The organism is Pseudomonas sp. RGM 3321, from assembly GCF_022836805.1.
Taxonomy (GTDB): domain Bacteria; phylum Pseudomonadota; class Gammaproteobacteria; order Pseudomonadales; family Pseudomonadaceae; genus Aquipseudomonas.
Genome location: NZ_JALHBH010000115.1, coordinates 183,469 through 201,318, shown reverse-complemented (window position 1 = coordinate 201,318; position 17,850 = coordinate 183,469). Strand labels below are relative to the sequence as shown.

Annotated in this window: 16 protein-coding genes; 10 read left to right on the top strand and 6 right to left on the bottom strand. The window is 58.9% G+C overall.

Features of this window, described 5'->3' with window-relative positions; genetic code table 11:
• The first annotated feature begins 152 nt into the window (after positions 1 to 152).
• The 6 genes from RGM3321_RS19045 to RGM3321_RS19020 all read left to right on the top strand — a co-directional run bounded on the left by RGM3321_RS19045 (position 153) and on the right by RGM3321_RS19020 (position 5,909).
• Positions 153 to 875 carry a GntR family transcriptional regulator gene (locus tag RGM3321_RS19045; protein ID WP_244394384.1) on the top strand — a complete coding sequence of 241 codons (723 nt, stop codon included), beginning with the start codon at positions 153 to 155 and terminating at the stop codon, positions 873 to 875.
• Positions 872 to 1,660, top strand: a complete 789-nt coding sequence (locus RGM3321_RS19040) for an SDR family oxidoreductase (RefSeq protein ID WP_244394383.1) — start codon at positions 872 to 874, stop codon at positions 1,658 to 1,660. Before RGM3321_RS19045 ends, RGM3321_RS19040 begins: the two co-directional genes overlap by 4 nt.
• Before the next feature lie 84 nt (positions 1,661 to 1,744).
• On the top strand, positions 1,745 to 2,677 hold the full coding sequence (locus RGM3321_RS19035; RefSeq protein ID WP_219171327.1) for a 3-keto-5-aminohexanoate cleavage protein: 933 nt from the start codon (positions 1,745 to 1,747) through the stop codon (positions 2,675 to 2,677).
• A 46-nt stretch (positions 2,678 to 2,723) separates the two neighbouring features.
• Complete coding sequence (locus tag RGM3321_RS19030) at positions 2,724 to 3,602, top strand: SMP-30/gluconolactonase/LRE family protein (protein ID WP_244394382.1); 879 nt, start codon at positions 2,724 to 2,726, stop codon at positions 3,600 to 3,602.
• A gap of 82 nt (positions 3,603 to 3,684) precedes the next feature.
• Positions 3,685 to 5,007, top strand: coding sequence for an MFS transporter (locus tag RGM3321_RS19025; protein WP_244394381.1), 1,323 nt, complete (start codon positions 3,685 to 3,687; stop codon positions 5,005 to 5,007).
• A 257-nt stretch (positions 5,008 to 5,264) separates the two neighbouring features.
• Positions 5,265 to 5,909: a hypothetical protein gene (locus RGM3321_RS19020; RefSeq protein ID WP_244394380.1), complete on the top strand. Its 645-nt coding sequence runs from the start codon at positions 5,265 to 5,267 to the stop codon at positions 5,907 to 5,909.
• Between the two features lie 37 nt (positions 5,910 to 5,946).
• On the opposite strand, the gene RGM3321_RS19015 is transcribed toward RGM3321_RS19020, so the two are convergent.
• The 6 genes from RGM3321_RS19015 to RGM3321_RS18990 form a co-directional block, all read right to left on the bottom strand.
• Positions 5,947 to 6,900 (bottom strand): sugar-binding transcriptional regulator, encoded by a 954-nt coding sequence (locus tag RGM3321_RS19015; RefSeq protein ID WP_244394379.1) that lies wholly within the window; start codon positions 6,898 to 6,900, stop codon positions 5,947 to 5,949.
• An 81-nt stretch (positions 6,901 to 6,981) separates the two neighbouring features.
• Positions 6,982 to 7,782 (bottom strand): SDR family oxidoreductase, encoded by an 801-nt coding sequence (locus RGM3321_RS19010; protein WP_244394378.1) that lies wholly within the window; start codon positions 7,780 to 7,782, stop codon positions 6,982 to 6,984.
• 30 nt (positions 7,783 to 7,812) lie between these two features.
• Complete coding sequence (locus RGM3321_RS19005; protein ID WP_244394377.1) at positions 7,813 to 8,577, bottom strand: SDR family oxidoreductase; 765 nt, start codon at positions 8,575 to 8,577, stop codon at positions 7,813 to 7,815.
• A 31-nt stretch (positions 8,578 to 8,608) separates the two neighbouring features.
• On the bottom strand, positions 8,609 to 10,138 hold the full coding sequence (locus RGM3321_RS19000; protein ID WP_058407601.1) for a sugar ABC transporter ATP-binding protein: 1,530 nt from the start codon (positions 10,136 to 10,138) through the stop codon (positions 8,609 to 8,611).
• Between the two features lie 15 nt (positions 10,139 to 10,153).
• Positions 10,154 to 11,086 (bottom strand): sugar ABC transporter substrate-binding protein, encoded by a 933-nt coding sequence (locus RGM3321_RS18995; protein ID WP_244394376.1) that lies wholly within the window; start codon positions 11,084 to 11,086, stop codon positions 10,154 to 10,156.
• 63 nt (positions 11,087 to 11,149) lie between these two features.
• Positions 11,150 to 12,154, bottom strand: a complete 1,005-nt coding sequence (locus RGM3321_RS18990) for an ABC transporter permease (RefSeq protein WP_054070966.1) — start codon at positions 12,152 to 12,154, stop codon at positions 11,150 to 11,152.
• 364 nt (positions 12,155 to 12,518) lie between these two features.
• Between RGM3321_RS18990 and RGM3321_RS18985 the strand changes: the two genes are divergently transcribed.
• The 4 genes from RGM3321_RS18985 (at position 12,519) to RGM3321_RS18970 (ending at position 17,799) form a co-directional block, all read left to right on the top strand.
• Positions 12,519 to 13,355 carry a transketolase gene (locus tag RGM3321_RS18985; protein ID WP_244394375.1) on the top strand — a complete coding sequence of 279 codons (837 nt, stop codon included), beginning with the start codon at positions 12,519 to 12,521 and terminating at the stop codon, positions 13,353 to 13,355.
• A complete protein-coding gene (locus RGM3321_RS18980) occupies positions 13,345 to 14,277 on the top strand; it encodes a transketolase C-terminal domain-containing protein (RefSeq protein ID WP_244394374.1) in 933 nt (310 codons plus the stop codon). The genes RGM3321_RS18985 and RGM3321_RS18980 overlap by 11 nt, the downstream gene beginning before the upstream one ends.
• 30 nt (positions 14,278 to 14,307) lie before the next feature.
• Complete coding sequence (locus RGM3321_RS18975; protein ID WP_244394388.1) at positions 14,308 to 15,783, top strand: FGGY-family carbohydrate kinase; 1,476 nt, start codon at positions 14,308 to 14,310, stop codon at positions 15,781 to 15,783.
• Between the two features lie 393 nt (positions 15,784 to 16,176).
• Positions 16,177 to 17,799 carry a methyl-accepting chemotaxis protein gene (locus RGM3321_RS18970; RefSeq protein ID WP_244394373.1) on the top strand — a complete coding sequence of 541 codons (1,623 nt, stop codon included), beginning with the start codon at positions 16,177 to 16,179 and terminating at the stop codon, positions 17,797 to 17,799.
• Positions 17,800 to 17,850: the final 51 nt, after the last annotated feature.

Sequence of the window (17,850 nt, the reverse complement as noted above, 5' to 3'; positions counted from 1 at the left end):
GTGGCAGCATCATTTTCAGCAGTGCAGCTTTACGTTCTTCTGAGTAGAAAGGCATGACCATACTCTTGCCGCCCCCGGAATACTTTTTAAAAAGCGGGGGACACGACAACTACCCTGACACCGGGGGAGAACGCCAATATGAGTCACTCCCCATGACAGACCGTCCGATCCTCCTGCCCGCCATGCGCCAGGTTTCCCGCGATACCCTCCAGGACCAGGTTTACCGACAGATCCGTGAAGCGCTGATGAGCGGGCGCTTTCAGCCGGGTCAGAAGCTGACGATCCGTGGTCTTGCCGAGGCGCTGGGCTCCAGTCCGATGCCGGTGCGCGAGGCATTGAATCGTCTCAGTGCAGAGAACGCCTTCGAAGTCACCGAAACCGCTCGTCTACGCGTACCTATGATGACCCCGGAGCGGCTGCGCGAAATTCGTGATGCCAGGGTCGCGCTGGAAGGTCTGTTGGCCGAGAAGGCGGTCATTCTGACCAATGACGCCGATCTTGCAGACATCAGCCAGCTCTGCGAGCAGATGCAGAAGGCTGCAGACAGCGTTGATGTGGCCCTTTACCTGTGGACCAACTTTGCCTTTCACCGACGCATTTATGCGGTCGCCAAGGCCGAGTTGATCGTTGCGGCAGTAGAGAATTTCTGGCTGCACATAGGCCCTTGTTTCGCGCTGGTCGCGCCTGACAGGGCGCACCTTCAGCGTTCGATGGAGGCACACAACCGTATCGTCGAGGCGCTGGCGGCGCGTGATGGGGCGGCCGCTCGTGCAGCGGTCACCGACGACATCATGCAGGCGGCTGATTCTCTGACGCGCCTGATCGCAAAGAGCGACCGCTCCAGGTCGCGGGTCTCGGGAGTGAAAAAAGCATGAGTGTTCTCAATCGGCTGGTTCCCTACACAGGGCTGCGCGTGCTGATTTCCGGTGGTGCCGCCGGGATCGGTGAGGTGTTGGCGGCGGCTTATATGGAAGCGGGGGCAAAGGTACATGTGTGTGATGTCAGCGAGGCGGCCATTGCGGCATTCCTTGATCGCCATCCAGGCAGCGTTGCCACGTGCGCAGACGTTGCTGATCCGGTGCAGATCGAAGCGGTGTTCAGGGTGCAGCGTGAACAGTTCGGCGGTCTTGATGTGCTGATCAATAACGCCGGAATCGCTGGCCCTACGGCAGGCATTGATGCCATTAGTGAAGAGGAGTGGCAGCGCACCATCGACATCAATCTCACCGGGCAATACCGCTTTGCTCATCACGCGGTGCCGCTGCTAAAGGCGTCGCCCAACGCTCATCTGATCCATATCGCGTCTGTCGCCGGTCGTCTGGGCTACGCCTGGCGTACACCATACGCGGCGACCAAGTGGGCGATTGTCGGCCTGATGAAATCCCTGGCGTCCGAGTTGGGTGAGAGCGACATCCGCGTCAATGCCTTGCTGCCCGGCATCGTCGAAGGCCCGCGTATGGACGGCGTGATTCGTGCCCGTGCGCAACAGATGAATGTGCCTGAGGAGGAGATGCGCGAGGAGTACCTGAAAAAGATTTCGCTCAAGCGCATGGTCACTGCCGAGGACGTTGCCGCGATGGCGCTTTTCTTGTGCTCGCCCGCCGCACGCAATGTCACGGGCCAGGCCATCAGTGTGGATGGCAACGTCGAATACCTCTAAGTATCAGGCTCGATAGGACCGGACAGCGTCCGAGTCGTGTTCCACACCAGACTTTCTCGCCAAGAACAAGAACGGAGAATGCTCATGCCCAAGAAACGTCCGATCATTATTACCTGTGCCGTCACGGGTGCCATTCATACGCCCTCGATGTCGCCTCATTTGCCGATCACGCCGCAGGAAATCGCCGATGCAGCCATCGGTGCCGCCGAAGCGGGGGCCTCTATTGTCCACTTGCATGCCCGCGACCCGGTTGACGGGCGGCCCAGTCAGGATGTCGATCTGTTTCGGCAATTCCTGCCGCACATCAAGGCCAGGAGCGATGTGGTGATCAATATCACCACCGGCGGTGCGCCGACCATGGGCGTGGAAGAGCGTTTGCAACCAGTGGCGCAACTCAAGCCGGAACTCGCCTCGTTGAACATGGGATCAATGAACTTCGGGCTGTACGAAATGCTCGATCGCTACAGCGAATTCAAGCACGACTGGGAACGGCCGTACCTGGCCGAGAGTGATGACCGGATCTTTCGCAACACCTTCCGCGACATCGCGCACATCCTCAATACCTGTGCCGAGAACCGCACGCGCTTTGAAATCGAATGCTATGACATCGGCCACCTGTATACCGCCGCGCATTTTCTGCAGCGCGGGCTGCTCAAGGCGCCGATTTTCATTCAGTCGGTGTTTGGTTTGCGCGGAGGTATCGGCGGGCACCCCGAGGACCTGGCGCACATGCGTCGCACGGCCGACCGTCTGTTTGGTGACGCTTACCAATGGTCGATTCTGGGGGCCGGTCGCAATCAGATTCCGCTGGGCACCATGGGCCTGTCGATGGGCAGTCATGTGCGGGTCGGTCTTGAAGATTCGCTGTGGGATGGACCGGGCAAACTGGCGGCGTCCAATGCCGATCAGGTCAAGCGTATCCGCACAGTTATAGAAGCGCTGGGCGGGCAGGTGGCAACGCCTGATGAAGCCCGTGAAATGCTTGATCTGAAGGGGCAGGACAAGGTTAATTTCTAGTCTCGCAAAACGTGTCATCTCAATAACAACAAGACAGAGGTGAAAAATGCGTATCGAAATCGTTGTCGACGTGAAGACCACGCTGGGCGAAGGCCCGGTCTGGGATGTCGAGCAACAGCGTCTGTACTGGATCGACAGTTTTGACGGTCGTGTTCTGCGCTGTACGGATGACGGGCGCGAGTTGCGAGCCTGGGATGTCGGCCAGAAAATCGGTTCCATGGCCCTGCGCAGGAATGGCGACGCGGCGCTCGTTGCGTTGCAGACGGGTATTTACAACCTTGATCTGCCGACCGGTGATCTCGAGCTGATAGTCGACCCCGAACCGGGGCTGCCCGACAATCGCCTCAACGATGGCAAGGTGGATCGGCAGGGCCGGTTTATCGTGGGTTCAATGGACACTCGGGAGGATCAGGCCAGCGCGAAGCTGTATCGCCTCGACCCGGACCTGAGCCTGCACACGCTGGATGAGGGCATTATCGTGTCCAATGGCCCGTGCTGGAGCCCGGGCGGTGAAACCTTTTATTTCGCTGACACCTGGTCCGGGGATATCTGGGCCTATGACTACGACAACGCCAGCGGCGCAGTTGCCAACAGACGAACCTTCGCCAAGGTCGAAACCTCAGCAGGAGGCGCGGCGGATGGCTGCACCGTCGATGCCGAAGGCTGCCTGTGGCAAGCGCTGGTCTACGCCGGAAAACTGGTGCGTTACACCCCGGACGGGCAGGTGGATCGCATCATCGACATGCCCGTGAAGAAAGTGACGAGCCTGACCTTCGGCGGACCGAACCTGGACACGCTGTATGTCACCTCCATGGCCAAGCCGCCGTTGCCACGCTTTCCGGAAGATGGCCAGCAACGCGGTGCCTTGTTTGCGATCACCGGGCTTGGCGTGCAAGGCATCGCTGAGAGGCGCTTTGCCAGTTAACCCGTCAACAGACTCAACCTGAACGTTAAGGACGACTGACCCTTTCTCGCTTGGGCGTGCCTGGCACGCCTGGAGAGTTCCCATGCCAAATAACAAGAATGCATCGCTGGGCAAGATTCACCGGTTTTCGTGGGTGTCGTTGTTGGTCTGCTGGATGATCTGGATTCTGAATGCCTATGACCGCGAGATTGTATTGCGCCTGGGGCCGACGATTTCCAAGCATTTCGAATTGTCTGCGGACCAGTGGGGTACGGTGGCCACCGTCGTCATGCTGGCTTTGGCCGTTCTCGATATTCCAGGCTCCATCTGGAGTGATCGTTACGGCGGCGGCTGGAAGCGGGCACGCTTTCAGGTGCCATTGGTACTGGGCTACACCGCATTGTCCTTTCTCTCAGGCTTCAAGGCGTTGAGTGGCAGCCTTGCGAGTTTCATCGCCTTGCGGGTGGGTGTGAACCTGGGTGCTGGCTGGGGCGAGCCGGTCGGGGTCAGTAACACGGCTGAATGGTGGCCGGTGGAGCGCCGCGGTTTTGCTCTGGGCGCACACCACACCGGTTACCCCATCGGCGCGATGCTCAGTGGCATTGTCGCGAGCTTCGTGATCAGCACCTTCGGTGAGGAAAACTGGCGTTATGTGTTCTTCTTTGCCTTCGTGGTGGCTCTGCCGCTGATGATCTTCTGGGCGCGCTACTCGACGGCCGAGCGCATCACCAAACTGTATGTGGACATTGACGCCAAAGGCATGACCCCGCCGGACAGCACGCCGTCGACCAACGTCAAAGGCCAGGTCTGGAAGTCAGTGAAGGCCACGCTGAGTAACCGTAATATCGCCCTGACAGCCGGTAACACCATGCTCACGCAAGTGGTTTACATGGGCGTCAACATTGTCCTGCCAGCCTATCTGTACAACATCCTCAACCTGTCGTTGGCCGAATCGGCAGGAATGAGCGTCGTGTTCACGCTGACGGGTATCCTCGGGCAACTGATCTGGCCTTCGTTGTCGGACATCATTGGTCGGCGCATAACCCTGATCATTTGCGGCCTATGGATGGCGGTCAGTGTTGGTGCCTTTTACTTCGCCAACACCATCCTGATCGTCATCGCCGTGCAACTGCTTTTCGGCCTGGTCGCCAATGCCGTCTGGCCCATCTACTACGCGGTTGCGTCCGACTCTGCACAACCCTCTGCAACGTCGACCGCCAACGGCATCATCACCACGGCGATGTTCATCGGCGGCGGTATTGCACCGGTACTCATGGGCACACTGATTTCCATGGGCGGCGGCTGGACCAGCCTCAGTGGCTATACAGTGTGCTTCTTCGTGATGGCGGGCTGCGCGCTGGGCGGGGCGTTTCTACAACTGTTTTCTCATCGGCCGGAAGTGTTGGCGGCGCAGCGCGGAGTGTGAGGCTGGCGCCGACTTTTCACACCGAACCTAAGACGCAGGCTAGGGAAGAGATGCTTAAAAGTTCTGGAGCGTTTGCTTGACTTCGCGTTTACCGAGGTGCAGCCTATTTGTTAAGTGAAGGCATTTTGATTGCATACGTCGTTGGCGAGCGGTATCCAGTGATTGTGTGCATCAACTTAACGCTATCAGAGTATTGATTACGAAATCCCGGCCATGTGTCCGGGGTTTTGTGAGTTTTTAAAGCTTAAGGACATGGTATGCGGTTTGTCGCTATTGCATCGTTGGTCGCTGTATCGCTTTTTGGTTGTTCCGGAATACCTTCAGCGCCTTACGTCGAGCCCGCTCAGTCAGAAAACTCCGCACGCTTGCGAGTGATCACAAACTCGAATGCCTTCGGAGACACCATAGTCGGCAATTGCCGCCCCGCCAGTCGACACAAGATGGCTGAAGCTGGCCGTTTCACTTCAGAGGGAAGGCCGAGTCTCAACACCCCTCAGTATCCCCTCGAACCCGCTATTCTCGGCATGCCGAAAAGAGCCGCGCCTGAACTTATTCAGTACATGGGTATAAGGCAGATGGCTGAAGGATTTTACAAAGAGGTCGTAACAGAGTATCGCGTCAGAACGGATGCACCCTTCCAGATAGCGACATCAGGAGCGGGTGTCGGTAATTTTGGTAGCACTTATTCTTCCTGCCCTGAGCAAGCTCTGGTGTTCAAGCTAGAGCCCGGAAAAGACTACGAAGCTTTAGTAGGTGTCGGTGGTGCGCCTGACAAAAATGGCGTTCAGTCACTCATGTGCATTATGGGCGTCATTGAGCTTGTCTCACTCCCTGGTACGGAGGTTTTGGTTCCGAGGAGGGTTATGCCTATTACCGCTTCGCAGGATGTGTGTAAGGGCTAACAAGCGTAGCCCTGCAATAACATGCGGGATAAGGGGCTCAATCCGCCAACCCCCGCGCAGTCACCAAATCGGTAATCAACACATCCAGATACCCCCCCAACAGCGCACCCTTGATCGCCTGCACCTTCCTCGCCCCCCCAGCCAACCCCAGCACGCGATTGATCGAGCGCAACTTCGGCAAGCCCATCGACACCACAAACTCTTCATCCTCTTCCAGCACCGGTTTGCCCTGGGCATCAAAATACCGCAGGCAGATATCACCCACCGCACCCCGTTCAGCGAGCACGCGCAGCATGTCTTCGGTGTAGTAGTTGCCGCTGTTGCGCAGCAGTTGTGACGGTTCGAGTTCGCCAATACCCACGATGGCGAGGGTGATGCTGTCGAAGCGCTGGAGGACTTCTTTGACTTCTTCCATTTCGACGATGCGCTGTTTGCTTTCTACCGATTGCTCGATGCTCTGCGAAGGCAGCAGGAAGGCGGGGCAGTTGAGGAGGGTGGCCAGGCGCTGGGTGAGCAGGGTGGCTTCAAAGGCACCTTTGTTGCCGACGCCACCGAGCAGTTGCACGACTTCCTGGGCACTTTGTTTGCCCGGCTGGGGGTGCATGTGGCTGACCATCGCGCGGATCGTGCTGCTCCAGGAGGAGATACCTATGTGGTCCTGAGCGCTAAGGCTGGTTTCCAGGTAATGCGCGGCGGCCGAGCCGATGGCTTGCTTGATGCTTTCTTCGTTGTCCGGCTCGGTGGCTTCGACGACGATCACCTGGCGTATGCCGTACAGGGTCTGCAAGCGGCTTTCCAGCTCCAGGTGCAGGCCTTGCGGGCGCATGACGGTGATTTTTACCACGCCTTCCTGCAACGCACGGCGCAGGGCGCGGCTGATGAAGGATTGGGACAGGTCGAGGCGGGTGGAAATCTCGGACTGTTTGAGTCCTTCTTCATAATAGAGGCTGGCGATCTTGCTCATCAGCCGTTGTTCTTCGATCTGGCTCATGCAGGCCCCAAAAAATGATAGCGATATCCAAAGTGGCGGCGAGGATATCAAACTGGCAGCGGGTCGTGCCTGCCACAGCGCTCAGGACATGATCAGCCCGCCATCGATGTTGATCGCCTGGCCGGTCAGGTAGGCGGCGTCATCCGAGGCCAGGAATGCGACCAGCCCGGCGACGTCCGAGGGTTTGCCGGCGCGACGCATGGGGATGTTGCGGACCCACTCGGCCATCAGTTCGCCCTTGGCATAGCGTTTTTCTTCGGTGCCGAGGATTTCACCCCAGACGCGGTCGTTGTAGTCCCACATTTCGCTTTCGATGATGCCTGGGCAGAAGGCATTCACTGTGATGTTGTGCCGCGCCAGTTCCAGCGCCAAGCTTTGCGTGATGCCGATCACGCCCATTTTGCTCGCTGCGTAATGTGGAGTGTAGATGAAGCCCTGACGGCCCTGGCCTGAAGATGTGTTGATCAGCCTCCCGCTGCCTTGTCTGACCATGTAGCGGGCGGCTTCCCGACAGCCGAGCCAGACGCCGGTGGTGTTGACCTGCAGGACCTTGTCGAAGTCTGCGCGGGGCATGCTTTCGCAATGGTCGATGGTGATGATGCCGGCGTTTTGCACCGACACATCAATGCTGCCGAAGCGCTCGTTGGCGGTCTGGTAGAGGCGCTGTATGTCGGCCTCATCGGTAACGTCGATGCGCAGCGCCAGGCTGTTGACCGAGTATTCGCTGGCCAGTTGTTCAGAGGTGAACGTCACTCGCTCAAGGTCGTTGGAGGCCAGCACCAGATTGGCACCTTCCTGAGCGAAGCGCTCGGCGATGCCTGCACCGATGCCTCGGCAAGCGCCGGTGATGACCACGGTTTTTCCGCTGAAACGTTGATACATGTGCGTGCTCCAGTGATTGACAGGACTGGCTCACCAGCAGACAAATCCGCCGTCCACCAGCAGATCGACGCCGGTACAGAATGATGACGCCTGACTGACCAGAAAGACCGCCGGGCCGACCATCTCGTCCACGCTGGCCATACGCCCCATGGGCGTGGTCTGTTCGAATATCTTCACTTGCTCGGCCACTTCCGGCCTTGAATTCATGGGCGTGGCGGTGTAGCCGGGGCTGATGCAGTTGACCCGTAAACCCTTGTCTGCCCATTCCATCGCCAGGCTTTTGCTGAGGTGAATGACGCCCGCTTTCGAGGCGTTGTAGTGGGCTTGCAGCAACCCACGATTGACGATACTGCCGGACATCGAGGCGATATTGACGATGGCGCCTTTTCCGCGTGGCAGCATGACCGCCGCCTGGGCCTGGCAACTGAGAAAGATGCCGGTGAGGTTGATGTCGAGCATGGTTTGCCAGCGTTGCAGTTCCAGGTCTTCGGCGGCCTGCGCGTTGGCGATCCCGGCACAGTTGACGGCCACGCTGAGCGCGCCCAGTTCAGTTTCGGTACGCGCGATGGCTGCATCCAGCGTCGCGCGGTCGGTGACAGTACCTTGCAGGGCAAGCGCGCGTCGGCCCAGTGCGTTGATGCGTTCTACGGTGCCGCCGATGCCCGCGCTGCCTGGCAAGTCAAAGCACGCCACGTCAGCGCCGGCCTCGGCAAGGCCGACTGCAATGGCCTGGCCAATGCCGCTGCCGGCTCCGGTCACAAAGGCCACCTGGCCATCCAGACGAAAAAGTTGCATGTCGTTCTCCACGTAATCAGTGTGTTGGCTCTCAGGCGGTGGCCATTTCCATGACTGACACCGGTGTCGCTTCGCCACGTTCAAGGATGCCCATCTGCCGGCCACGGCTCATGACCATGACCCGGTGTGACAAACCCAGCACTTCGTCGAGGTCGGAACTGACCACGATCACGGCCATGCCGGTTGCCGCCAGCTCGGCGATCACCTCGTAGATCGCCGCCCGCGCACCGACGTCGATGCCTCGGGTCGGCTCGTCGAGAATGAACACCTTGGGGTTACGGGCCAGCCATTTGGCGATGATGACTTTCTGCTGATTGCCACCGGACAGGCTGTCGATTCGCTGCTCGGGCGCGCCTTTTACGCCGAGGCGCGAAATGGCGTTTCGGGCAAACGCGTGCAGGCTTTTGGGCGATACCCAGTTGCCGCTGTGCAACAGATCGGTGTTGCCGTAGACCAGGTTGTCTTCGATACGGTGCTCGACCACCACGCCTTGTTGCTTGCGGTCTTCAGGCACCAGCACCACGCCCGCCTGAATTGCTTGCGAGGGGGAGTGCAGTTGAACGGTTTCGCCATCCAGTTGCATGTGGCCCTGAATATCCCTGGCTGCGCCTGCAATCACCCGAATCAGTTCGGTTCTGCCTGCACCAACCACACCAGCGATGCCGAACACTTCACCGGCGCGTACACTGAAGTCGATACCATGCAAGGCAAACTCGCGGCAGGCGAGGTCCTTGACCTGCAGCATCACCTTGTCCTGCGGCGCTTGCAGGACGGGGAAGATACGTTCCAGGCTGCGCCCGACCATTTGTTCGACCAGTTCGCGCACCGGCACCTGTGCGGTGGCATGGAGCGCGATCTGTCGGCCATCGCGCAGTACCAGAATACGGTCGGCGATTCGCGCGATTTCTTCCAGGCGATGGCTGATATAGATGAACGAAACGCCTTCAGCCTTGAGGCGCTCGACCTGCTGAAACAGCAGCTCGGTTTCTTCACCGCCAAGAGCGGCGGTGGGCTCGTCGAGAATCAGCAGGCGTGCGTTCAGGGTCAGGGCTTTGGCGATCTCGACCAGTTGCTGTGCCGCGACGCTTAAACCCTCGACCTTGCGCGAAGCGGACACATCAAGACCGAGGCGTTCCAACTGCTTCTGTGCCTGCGCTTGCATGTAGTCCCGATCGACCTTGCCGTGGCGCATGGGCAGCCGCCCGACAAAGATGTTTTCGGCAATCGACAACTGCGCCAGCAGGCGAATCTCCTGATGAATCAGGCCGATGCCAGCGCCCAGCGCCGCCCCCGGAGAGGCTGGCGCGTAATCCTCGCCGAGCCAGCTCATGGAGCCTCCCGCTTCAGGCTGCACCAGGCCCGCGATAATCGACGACAAGGTCGATTTGCCTGCGCCGTTTTCACCGAGCAGGGCGAGCACTTCACCTGGCCGCACGTCGACATTGATCTGCGAAAGCACCTGCACCGGGCCGTAGGTCTTGCCGATGTTGCGCAGGCACAGCACTGCTGCAGGGGTGACCTCAGGGTTATGGAGCGTCGGGTTATCCAGAGCAGCTTGCATGGCGGACTCCGTGGCTCAAGGGTGCTGTTGCAGGAAAGGCGTGACGTTGTCTTTGGTGGTCAGCACAGTTTCCAGCAGCTGTTCCTTGGGCACGGCTTTGCCAGCCTTGAGGTCAAGTGCGGAGGCAACGGCCATGCGCCCCATCTTTTGTGTCTGCTGGGTCATGGTTGCTTGCAGCACGCCGCTTGCCACCGCCTTGAGGCCTGCCACGTCGCCGTCAAAACCGACTATGACCACCGGTTGCCCGAGGTTGGCGACTTTTACCGCCTGGGCAGCACCGAGGGCCATCGCGTCAGCGCGGCCGAAAAAGACGCTGATGTTCGGGTCACGCTGCAACAGGTCCTGAGCGACTGCAAAGCCTTTGTCCTGCGCCCATTCGGCAGGCTGTTCGGCAACGACCTTGAGGCCGGGAAAGCCTTTCAAACCTTCCTGGAAACCTTTCGCCCGGTCGTTTTCCGGGGTTGTGCCCAACTGCCCTTGAAGGATGGCGATGCGGCCTTTGCCGCCAGTCACCTTGCCAACGTATTCGGCAAGCGTGCGCGCACCGGCCACGCTGTCGCTGGCAATAAACGTGTCGCCGGGCGCGTCAGGCGCATTGCGGTCCACTGCGATTACCGGAATCCCGGCAGCCTTGGCGGCCTTGACCGGCACGCCAGCGGCAGTGGCACCTGCGGGAATGTAGATCAACGCGTCAATCTGGCGGGTGATCAGGTCCTCGATCTGACTGACCTGAGTCGATGAATTGCCCTGCGCATCGACGGTAATGATCTTCACCCCGCGGGCTTTGCCTTCGGCTTCGACCGACTGTTTGATCTGGTTGAAGAAGTCAGCCTGCAGATTGGCTACGGCCAGGCCGATGGTCAGCTCTTTGGCCCAGGTCGAGCCTGCTGTGGTGAGGGTGGCGGCGGCCAGAGCCGTGGCGAGCAGCAGTTTTTTGGTCATGAACATGGCGGTGACTCCTGATTTTATTGTTGGGGATGTCAACATCGGTCAAGCACAAAACGACAACGCTTAGTGAGCACTGTTGGAGCGGCGACGCAAGGTATCGATGGTCACGGCGAGGGCAATTACCACGCCGATGACGACCTGTTGAATGAAGGGCGAAACGCCAAGCAGGTTGAGGCCGTTGCGCAGCACGCCGATGATCAGTACACCGACCAGCGTGCCACCGACGCTGCCGACACCGCCGCTGAGGCTGGCACCGCCGATGACCACTGCGGCGATGGCGTCCAGTTCCAGCGTCAGCCCGGCGCTGGGTTGCGAGGAGTCGAGGCGGGCGGCCATCGTCACCGCGGCGATACCGGCAAGCGCGCCGCTGATGGCGTACACCCATAAAGTGATGGCTCGCACCTTGATCCCTGAAAGCCTTGCCACTTCAGGGCTGCCGCCAATGGCGTACAGGTTGCGCCCACCGGCCCGAAAGCGCAGGAACACCCAGGCCACGCCCAGCATGACCAGGAACAACCCGACTGTGGCCGACAGAAAGCCGAAATGGCGCACGGTAGCCAGGCTGGTGAACCACTCCGGATAACCGACTATCTGCCGACCTTCGGTAAGAATGTTTGCCAGACCTCGGGCGACCGACATCATGGTCAGTGTGGCGATAAAGGCAGGCAGTCTGGCGTAGGTAATCAGCAATCCGGAAACCAGCCCGGCGAGCATGCCGGTCGCTATGGCTACCGGGATCGCCAGGCCCAGCGCCAGGCCTTGGTCCTGATACAGCCAGCCCAGCATCATCATCGAAAACGCCAGCACCGAACCGACAGACAGGTCGATGCCGCCGATGACGATCACCGCCGTCATGCCGATGGCGAGAATGCCCAGCACTGTCACCTGGTCAAGGATGTTCAGACCGTTGCGCAGGGTGAAGAAGAATTCGGAGCTGAAGGAAAAGACCACCAGCAGCAGGGCCAGGCCAATCAACGGCCCACCTATGTTGTCAGGCAGCAGCTTGAGCAACCACGCCCGGCCTGACGGTTTTGCGGCGGCCTGATGAGCAGGGGCTTTAGCGTCCATGGGGGTCTCCGGATTTATTGTTGTTGGAGTTCGTTCTGGCTGCCTGAATATATATGCATGCCTGACTGTTAATTCAGATTCCGTCTCCGGCTGAGCAAAGTCAAGCGGTTTAATTTTCTTCATTCCTTGCGAATACACCTCAAACATCCCTGTGAGCCTCAAGGCAGAGCCTCGCGCAGCTGCTTCAAATGTCGTCGGCAAAAAATGTATCCGACGTTTTTTGATTTTTCAGGTGCGCGCCTGCTTGACCTGTTGGGCGATCGGCGTCTAAATATAAATATATTTTCAGTACTGAATAAATATTCAAGCGTTTTTCAGAACAACAAATGAATCGCCGCGTGGCCAGCCCTACAGGAGCCGCTCCATGAATGCCTTCCGCTACGATGCCCAGCAGATCAAAGAACAGGCACGCCTGATCAGGCGTAATGTCATCACCCTGAATGCCGGATCGCCTGCGGGAGGGCATACGGGGGCCGACCTTTCGGAAACCGACATTCTTGCGACCCTGTATTTCCGTATTCTCGACATCAGCCCCGAGCGCATAGAAGACCCGGCGCGTGATATCTACATCCAGAGCAAAGGCCATGGCGTCGGTGGTCTGTATTGCTGTCTGGCCCAGGCCGGTTATATCCCCGAAGCGTGGCTGCCCGAGTATCAGCATTTCAATTCGCGTCTGCCGGGCCACCCGGTGCGGCAGAAAACGCCGGGCATCGAGCTCAATACCGGTGCGTTGGGCCACGGCCTGCCGGTTGCGGTAGGCCTGGCGCTGGCGGCGAAGATGTCCGGGAGCACCAAACGAATCTACGTGCTGACCGGCGACGGCGAACTGGCGGAAGGCTCGAACTGGGAGGCGGCAATGGCAGCCGCCAAGTACGGCCTGGACAACCTGTTTGTGATCGTCGACAAGAACAAACTGCAACTGGCTGGCCTCACGGCAGAGATCATGCCGCTGGACCCGCTGGATGCGAAATGGGCGGCGTTTGGCTTCACGGTCAGCGAATGTGATGGCAACGATGTCGGGCAACTGGTGACGGCGCTGGAGCAGATGCAACTGCGCAAAGGCGCGCCTCAGGTGCTGATCGCCCACACCATCAAAGGCAAGGGCGTGTCGTTTATCGAAGGGCGGTCCGAATGGCACCACCGGGTGCCGAAAGGTGATGAAGTCAGCGCAGCACTGGAGGAGTTGAATCATGTCGAGTGAGCATTTTGCCAGCGTGATGGTGGACGCGTTTATCGCGGCCGTCGACGAAGGCCTGGACCTGGTGCCAGTGGTCAGCGACTCGACTTCCACCGCCAAGATCGCCCCCTTCATGCAGCGTTTTCCGGAGCGGGTAATCAATGTCGGCATTGCCGAGCAGTCGCTGGTCAGTGTGGCAGCGGGCCTGGCGCTGGGGGGCAAGATCGCCGCCACCTGCAACGCTGCGCCGTTCTTGATTTCCAGGGCCTGCGAGCAGGTCAAGGTTGACGTCTGCTACAACCAGGCCAACGTGAAAATGTTCGGGCTCAATGCGGGCACCAGCTATGGGCCGCTGGCCAGCACCCATCATTGCCTGGACGACATCTCGGTCATGCGCGGCTTTGGCAACGTACAGATTTTCGCGCCGTCCGACCCGCTGGAGTGTCGGCAGATCATTTATTACGCCCTGCGTTATCACGGCCCGGTGTACATCCGCCTTGATGGCAAGCCGCTGCGTGAACTGCATGACCCCAGCTACCGCTTCGTACCCGGAAAAGTCGATATTCTGCGTCGTGGTTCAGACCTGACCATCGTCGCACTGGGTTCGGTGGTGCATGAGGCGGTAGACGCTGCGGCGCAGCTGGCGGAGCAGGGGCTCGACGCGCAGGTCATCAACCTTTCTTCGATTCGTCCACTGCAACGTGATGCGCTGCTCAACGCCTTGAGCGGCAGTCGCGGGGTGATTACTGTCGAAGAACATAACATCAATGGTGGGCTCGGCAGCCTGGTGGCCGAATTGCTCGCCGAGAACGCGCTGGGCATCACCCTGATTCGCCTGGGCATCGGCGATGGTGAGTATGCAGCAGCCGGTGCCCGTGAGCCGACGCGTGCCTTGCATGGCATTGATGCAGACGGCATTGTCGCGGCCGCCGCACGTTTGCGTTAGGGGCATTTCTGCATGTCGAGTAACCAGACCATGAATGAAAACTCCCCGCTGATTCTGGCCATTGATGAAGGCACCAGCAATGCCAAGGCCGTGCTGGTCAATGAACAGGGGCAAGTCGTCGCCCGTGGTTCACGGCCCTTGAACATCAGCCACCCGCAAGCCGGTTATTCAGAGCAGGACCCATTGCTGATCTGGCAAGCTACGCTTGAGGCGATTGCAGACTGCATGACTGGTCTGCGGCGCCCGATCAGCGCACTGGCCATCAGCAATCAGCGCGAGTCGGTGGTGGCGTGGGACCGGGCGAGCGGGGCACCCTTGTCGCCTTGCATCAGTTGGCAATGCCGTCGTTCCTTGCCGCTGTGCACCGAGCTGCATGCCCAGGGTCACGAAGCCATGATTCTGAGCAAAACCGGGTTGGCCCTCGACCCGATGTTCTCTGCTGGCAAAATGCGCTGGATTCTCGATCACCTGGACGACGGTCACGCTCGCGCAGCAGCAGGGGAAATCTGCCTGGGGACTATCGACAGCTGGTTGCTCTGGAAACTCAGCGCAGGGCAAGCTTTCGCGACTGACTATTCCAACGCGGCACGCACCCAGTTGTTCAACCTGCAGACCTGCGACTGGGACCCGCAATTGCTTGAGCTGTTTTCGATCCCTGCTGCTGCACTGGCCAGCATTCAGCCCAGTGCCGGCCTGTTTGCTCATACCGTAGCGGTCGGCGGGCTGGACGCCGGTATTCCGATTCTGTCGATGATCGGCGATTCGCATGCTGCGCTTTACGGGCAGGGCGGTTTTGCCCCCGGACTGGTCAAGGCGACCCTGGGCACCGGCTCTTCGCTGATGACGCCAATGGCCGGGCCTATCGCCTCCAGCCACGGTCTCTCGACGACACTGGCCTGGCATGATGGCGCAGCATCGACTTATGCAATGGAAGGCAACATCGTGCACACCGGAGCAGCGGTGCAATGGGCCGCGCGACTGGTGGTCGGAGAGTCCATGGATGCCCTGAGCGAACAGGCCGCGCAACTGGCCGACAATGGCGGCGTGTACTTTGTACCGGCGCTGTCCGGACTGGGCGCGCCACACTGGCAGGCTGACGCCCGCGGGCTGATCTGCGGCTTGACCGAAGGGGCTTCCGGCGCCCACATCATGCGCGCTGCGCTGGAGTCCATCGGTTATCAGATTCGCGATGTATTCGATGCGATGCAGGCTGACATCGGCACGCCGCTCAAAGAGCTTTGGGTGGATGGTGGGGCAACCCGCAATCGCTGGCTCATGCAGTTTCTGGCAGATCTTTTGCAATGCCCGGTGATCCGCAGCCTGTCGCCTGAGGTCTCGGCGCTGGGTGCTGCGCACCTGGCGGGCAAGGCCCTCGGCCTCTGGAATAACGCCGCCGACCTGCAAGCGCTGGAAAGACAGCGCGAACGCTTCGACCCCGTTCCCGGCAGGAATCTGCAGGGTTTGTATCTGGGATGGAGGGAGGCACTGCGGCGGGTAATATGTTGAACGATTAGTATGACTTTTCCCAACTAACGGTGCACGTACCTCACCGATATTCTCCGCTCAAAAGGCGCAAAAGAGTCATTGCATCGCGCATGTCCAAACTTATATAGCAGATTAATGACGCTTTTATAACGTCAATATTTTAGCGAATTTAGTTGCGTATAATTTGAATGTTAGTCGTCATTTAAATTGTTTTATTCAGCCTTATCATAGGGTTGACTAAGAAAAATGCTATTCATGCGGCGTGCCTGAAGTCGGGCCCTAAAGTTACAGAAAGTACGGACGACAATAGGGGTGTCGAAATGACATTACTCGCGCAGAATAGTTCCAATACTCCTCTGCCGACTAGCTAGTTCATCACCCTGCCACGGACAGGCACGGCTCAGGATTGACATCATGTTCAGCAAACTCAGCATCTCGCAAAAACTGTATTTCAGTTTCGTTGCTATAGTCGTTCTAATCGCCGTGCTGGTGTTCAGCGCCTACAGAGGCTTTGAGCAGGTTGAAGACGCTACCAACAGCAACGTCCATACCTATCAGGTACTCAGTGATGCACAACTGGCTCTTGAGCAACTGATTAACATCGAAACGGGTATGCGAGGCTTCGTCATCGCCTCGAAAGATGCGTTCCTCGAGCCGCTGGTAGCAGGTGAAAAGCGCTTCACCGAAGAGCTCGATTCGCTCAAGCGCCTGACCGCCGATAACCCGGAGCAACAGCGTCGCCTGGCCTCGCTGGGTGAAACTCAGAAGCGCTGGCTCGATGAAGATATCCATCCGATCATCGCCCTGCGCCGCGACCTGACCGCCCGTAACATGTCCGATGACGAGCTGGATAGTCGCATTACCTCCGGTGCCGATAAGGCCAAGATGGACAGCATGCGTGCTTTGTTGGCTGAAATCAGCGCCACCGAGAACAAGCTTCTGGTGCAAAGAACCCAGAGTATGCTGGACGCCAAGCATTTCGCTATCATGATTCTGATGTGTGGCGGCCTTGCGGCAGCGCTACTCTCGGCTATCCTGGCCACCGCATTGGGACGCAGCACTACAGCACGCCTGCAACTGGCCATCGATGCTGCAACGGCAATTGCCAATGGCAAGCTGGACACGGTAATCGACACCAGCAGCCACGACGAACTGCCGAAAGCGTTTGATCGCATGCAAAACCGCCTGCGTGAGATGATTCAACAGATCAGCCAGGCAGCCAATCAACTGGTACTTGCCGTGCAACAGATTTCCGGTGCATCCGAGCAACTTTCCGGTGCAATTCAGGAACAGTCGACGTCTGCGTCTATGATGGCGGCCACCATTGAAGAGCTGACCGTCAGCATTCACCACGTTTCCGAAAATGCCGATGAGGCGCATCAACTCGCCAGTCGTTCGGGTCAGCAGTCAAAGGATGGTGCGCAGGTCATCGAAAATACGCTGTCCAGCATGAACGGCATTGCCAAAACCGTGCAGCTTTCGTCAACACAGGTCGCAGGCCTGGGTCAGCACTCCGAGCACATTTCATCGATCATCAGCGTGATTCAAGGCATTGCCGACCAGACCAACCTGCTGGCGCTCAACGCGGCGATCGAAGCGGCTCGTGCCGGTGAGCAGGGTCGCGGCTTCGCAGTGGTTGCCGACGAAGTGCGCCTGCTGGCGCAGAACACTGGCAAGTCCACCAAGGAAATTGCCGGAATGATCGAGAAAATTCAGGCAGGCGTACGCGAAACGGTCGAGAGCATGCGCAGCGGTGTTCAGGAAGTGAATCAGGGTGTGGAGATGGCTGGCACGGCCGGTCAGGCCATCATCGAGATTCGCGACAGTTCGGGCAAGGTTCTGCAAGTGGTCGACCAGATATCCTTTGCACTGCGTGAGCAAACCGCAGCCAGCCAGGATGTGGCACGTAATGTCGAGCGTTCTGCGCAAATGGCCGAACAGAACAACATGTCGGTTCAGGAACTGCTCAAGACCAGCGGCGGGCTGAAAAAACTGGCCACCAGTCTGCAGATGGAAGTGGGGAAATTTAAGCTGTAATGCAGCCTGACAAGCGCGTCGGTAAATAGATTCGCAGCAGCAAAGAAACGC

Bases quoted from the DNA above. Each gene is read 5' to 3' on its own strand.
- RGM3321_RS19045 (WP_244394384.1), top strand. From the start codon at position 153: ATGACAGACCGTCCGATCCTCCTGCCCGCCATGCGCCAGGTTTCCCGC.
- RGM3321_RS19040 (WP_244394383.1), top strand. From the start codon at position 872: ATGAGTGTTCTCAATCGGCTGGTTCCCTACACAGGGCTGCGCGTGCTG.
- RGM3321_RS19035 (WP_219171327.1), top strand. From the start codon at position 1,745: ATGCCCAAGAAACGTCCGATCATTATTACCTGTGCCGTCACGGGTGCC.
- RGM3321_RS19030 (WP_244394382.1), top strand. From the start codon at position 2,724: ATGCGTATCGAAATCGTTGTCGACGTGAAGACCACGCTGGGCGAAGGC.
- RGM3321_RS19025 (WP_244394381.1), top strand. From the start codon at position 3,685: ATGCCAAATAACAAGAATGCATCGCTGGGCAAGATTCACCGGTTTTCG.
- RGM3321_RS19020 (WP_244394380.1), top strand. From the start codon at position 5,265: ATGCGGTTTGTCGCTATTGCATCGTTGGTCGCTGTATCGCTTTTTGGT.
- RGM3321_RS19015 (WP_244394379.1), bottom strand. From the start codon at position 6,900: ATGAGCCAGATCGAAGAACAACGGCTGATGAGCAAGATCGCCAGCCTC.
- RGM3321_RS19010 (WP_244394378.1), bottom strand. From the start codon at position 7,782: ATGTATCAACGTTTCAGCGGAAAAACCGTGGTCATCACCGGCGCTTGC.
- RGM3321_RS19005 (WP_244394377.1), bottom strand. From the start codon at position 8,577: ATGCAACTTTTTCGTCTGGATGGCCAGGTGGCCTTTGTGACCGGAGCC.
- RGM3321_RS19000 (WP_058407601.1), bottom strand. From the start codon at position 10,138: ATGCAAGCTGCTCTGGATAACCCGACGCTCCATAACCCTGAGGTCACC.
- RGM3321_RS18995 (WP_244394376.1), bottom strand. From the start codon at position 11,086: ATGTTCATGACCAAAAAACTGCTGCTCGCCACGGCTCTGGCCGCCGCC.
- RGM3321_RS18990 (WP_054070966.1), bottom strand. From the start codon at position 12,154: ATGGACGCTAAAGCCCCTGCTCATCAGGCCGCCGCAAAACCGTCAGGC.
- RGM3321_RS18985 (WP_244394375.1), top strand. From the start codon at position 12,519: ATGAATGCCTTCCGCTACGATGCCCAGCAGATCAAAGAACAGGCACGC.
- RGM3321_RS18980 (WP_244394374.1), top strand. From the start codon at position 13,345: ATGTCGAGTGAGCATTTTGCCAGCGTGATGGTGGACGCGTTTATCGCG.
- RGM3321_RS18975 (WP_244394388.1), top strand. From the start codon at position 14,308: ATGAATGAAAACTCCCCGCTGATTCTGGCCATTGATGAAGGCACCAGC.
- RGM3321_RS18970 (WP_244394373.1), top strand. From the start codon at position 16,177: ATGTTCAGCAAACTCAGCATCTCGCAAAAACTGTATTTCAGTTTCGTT.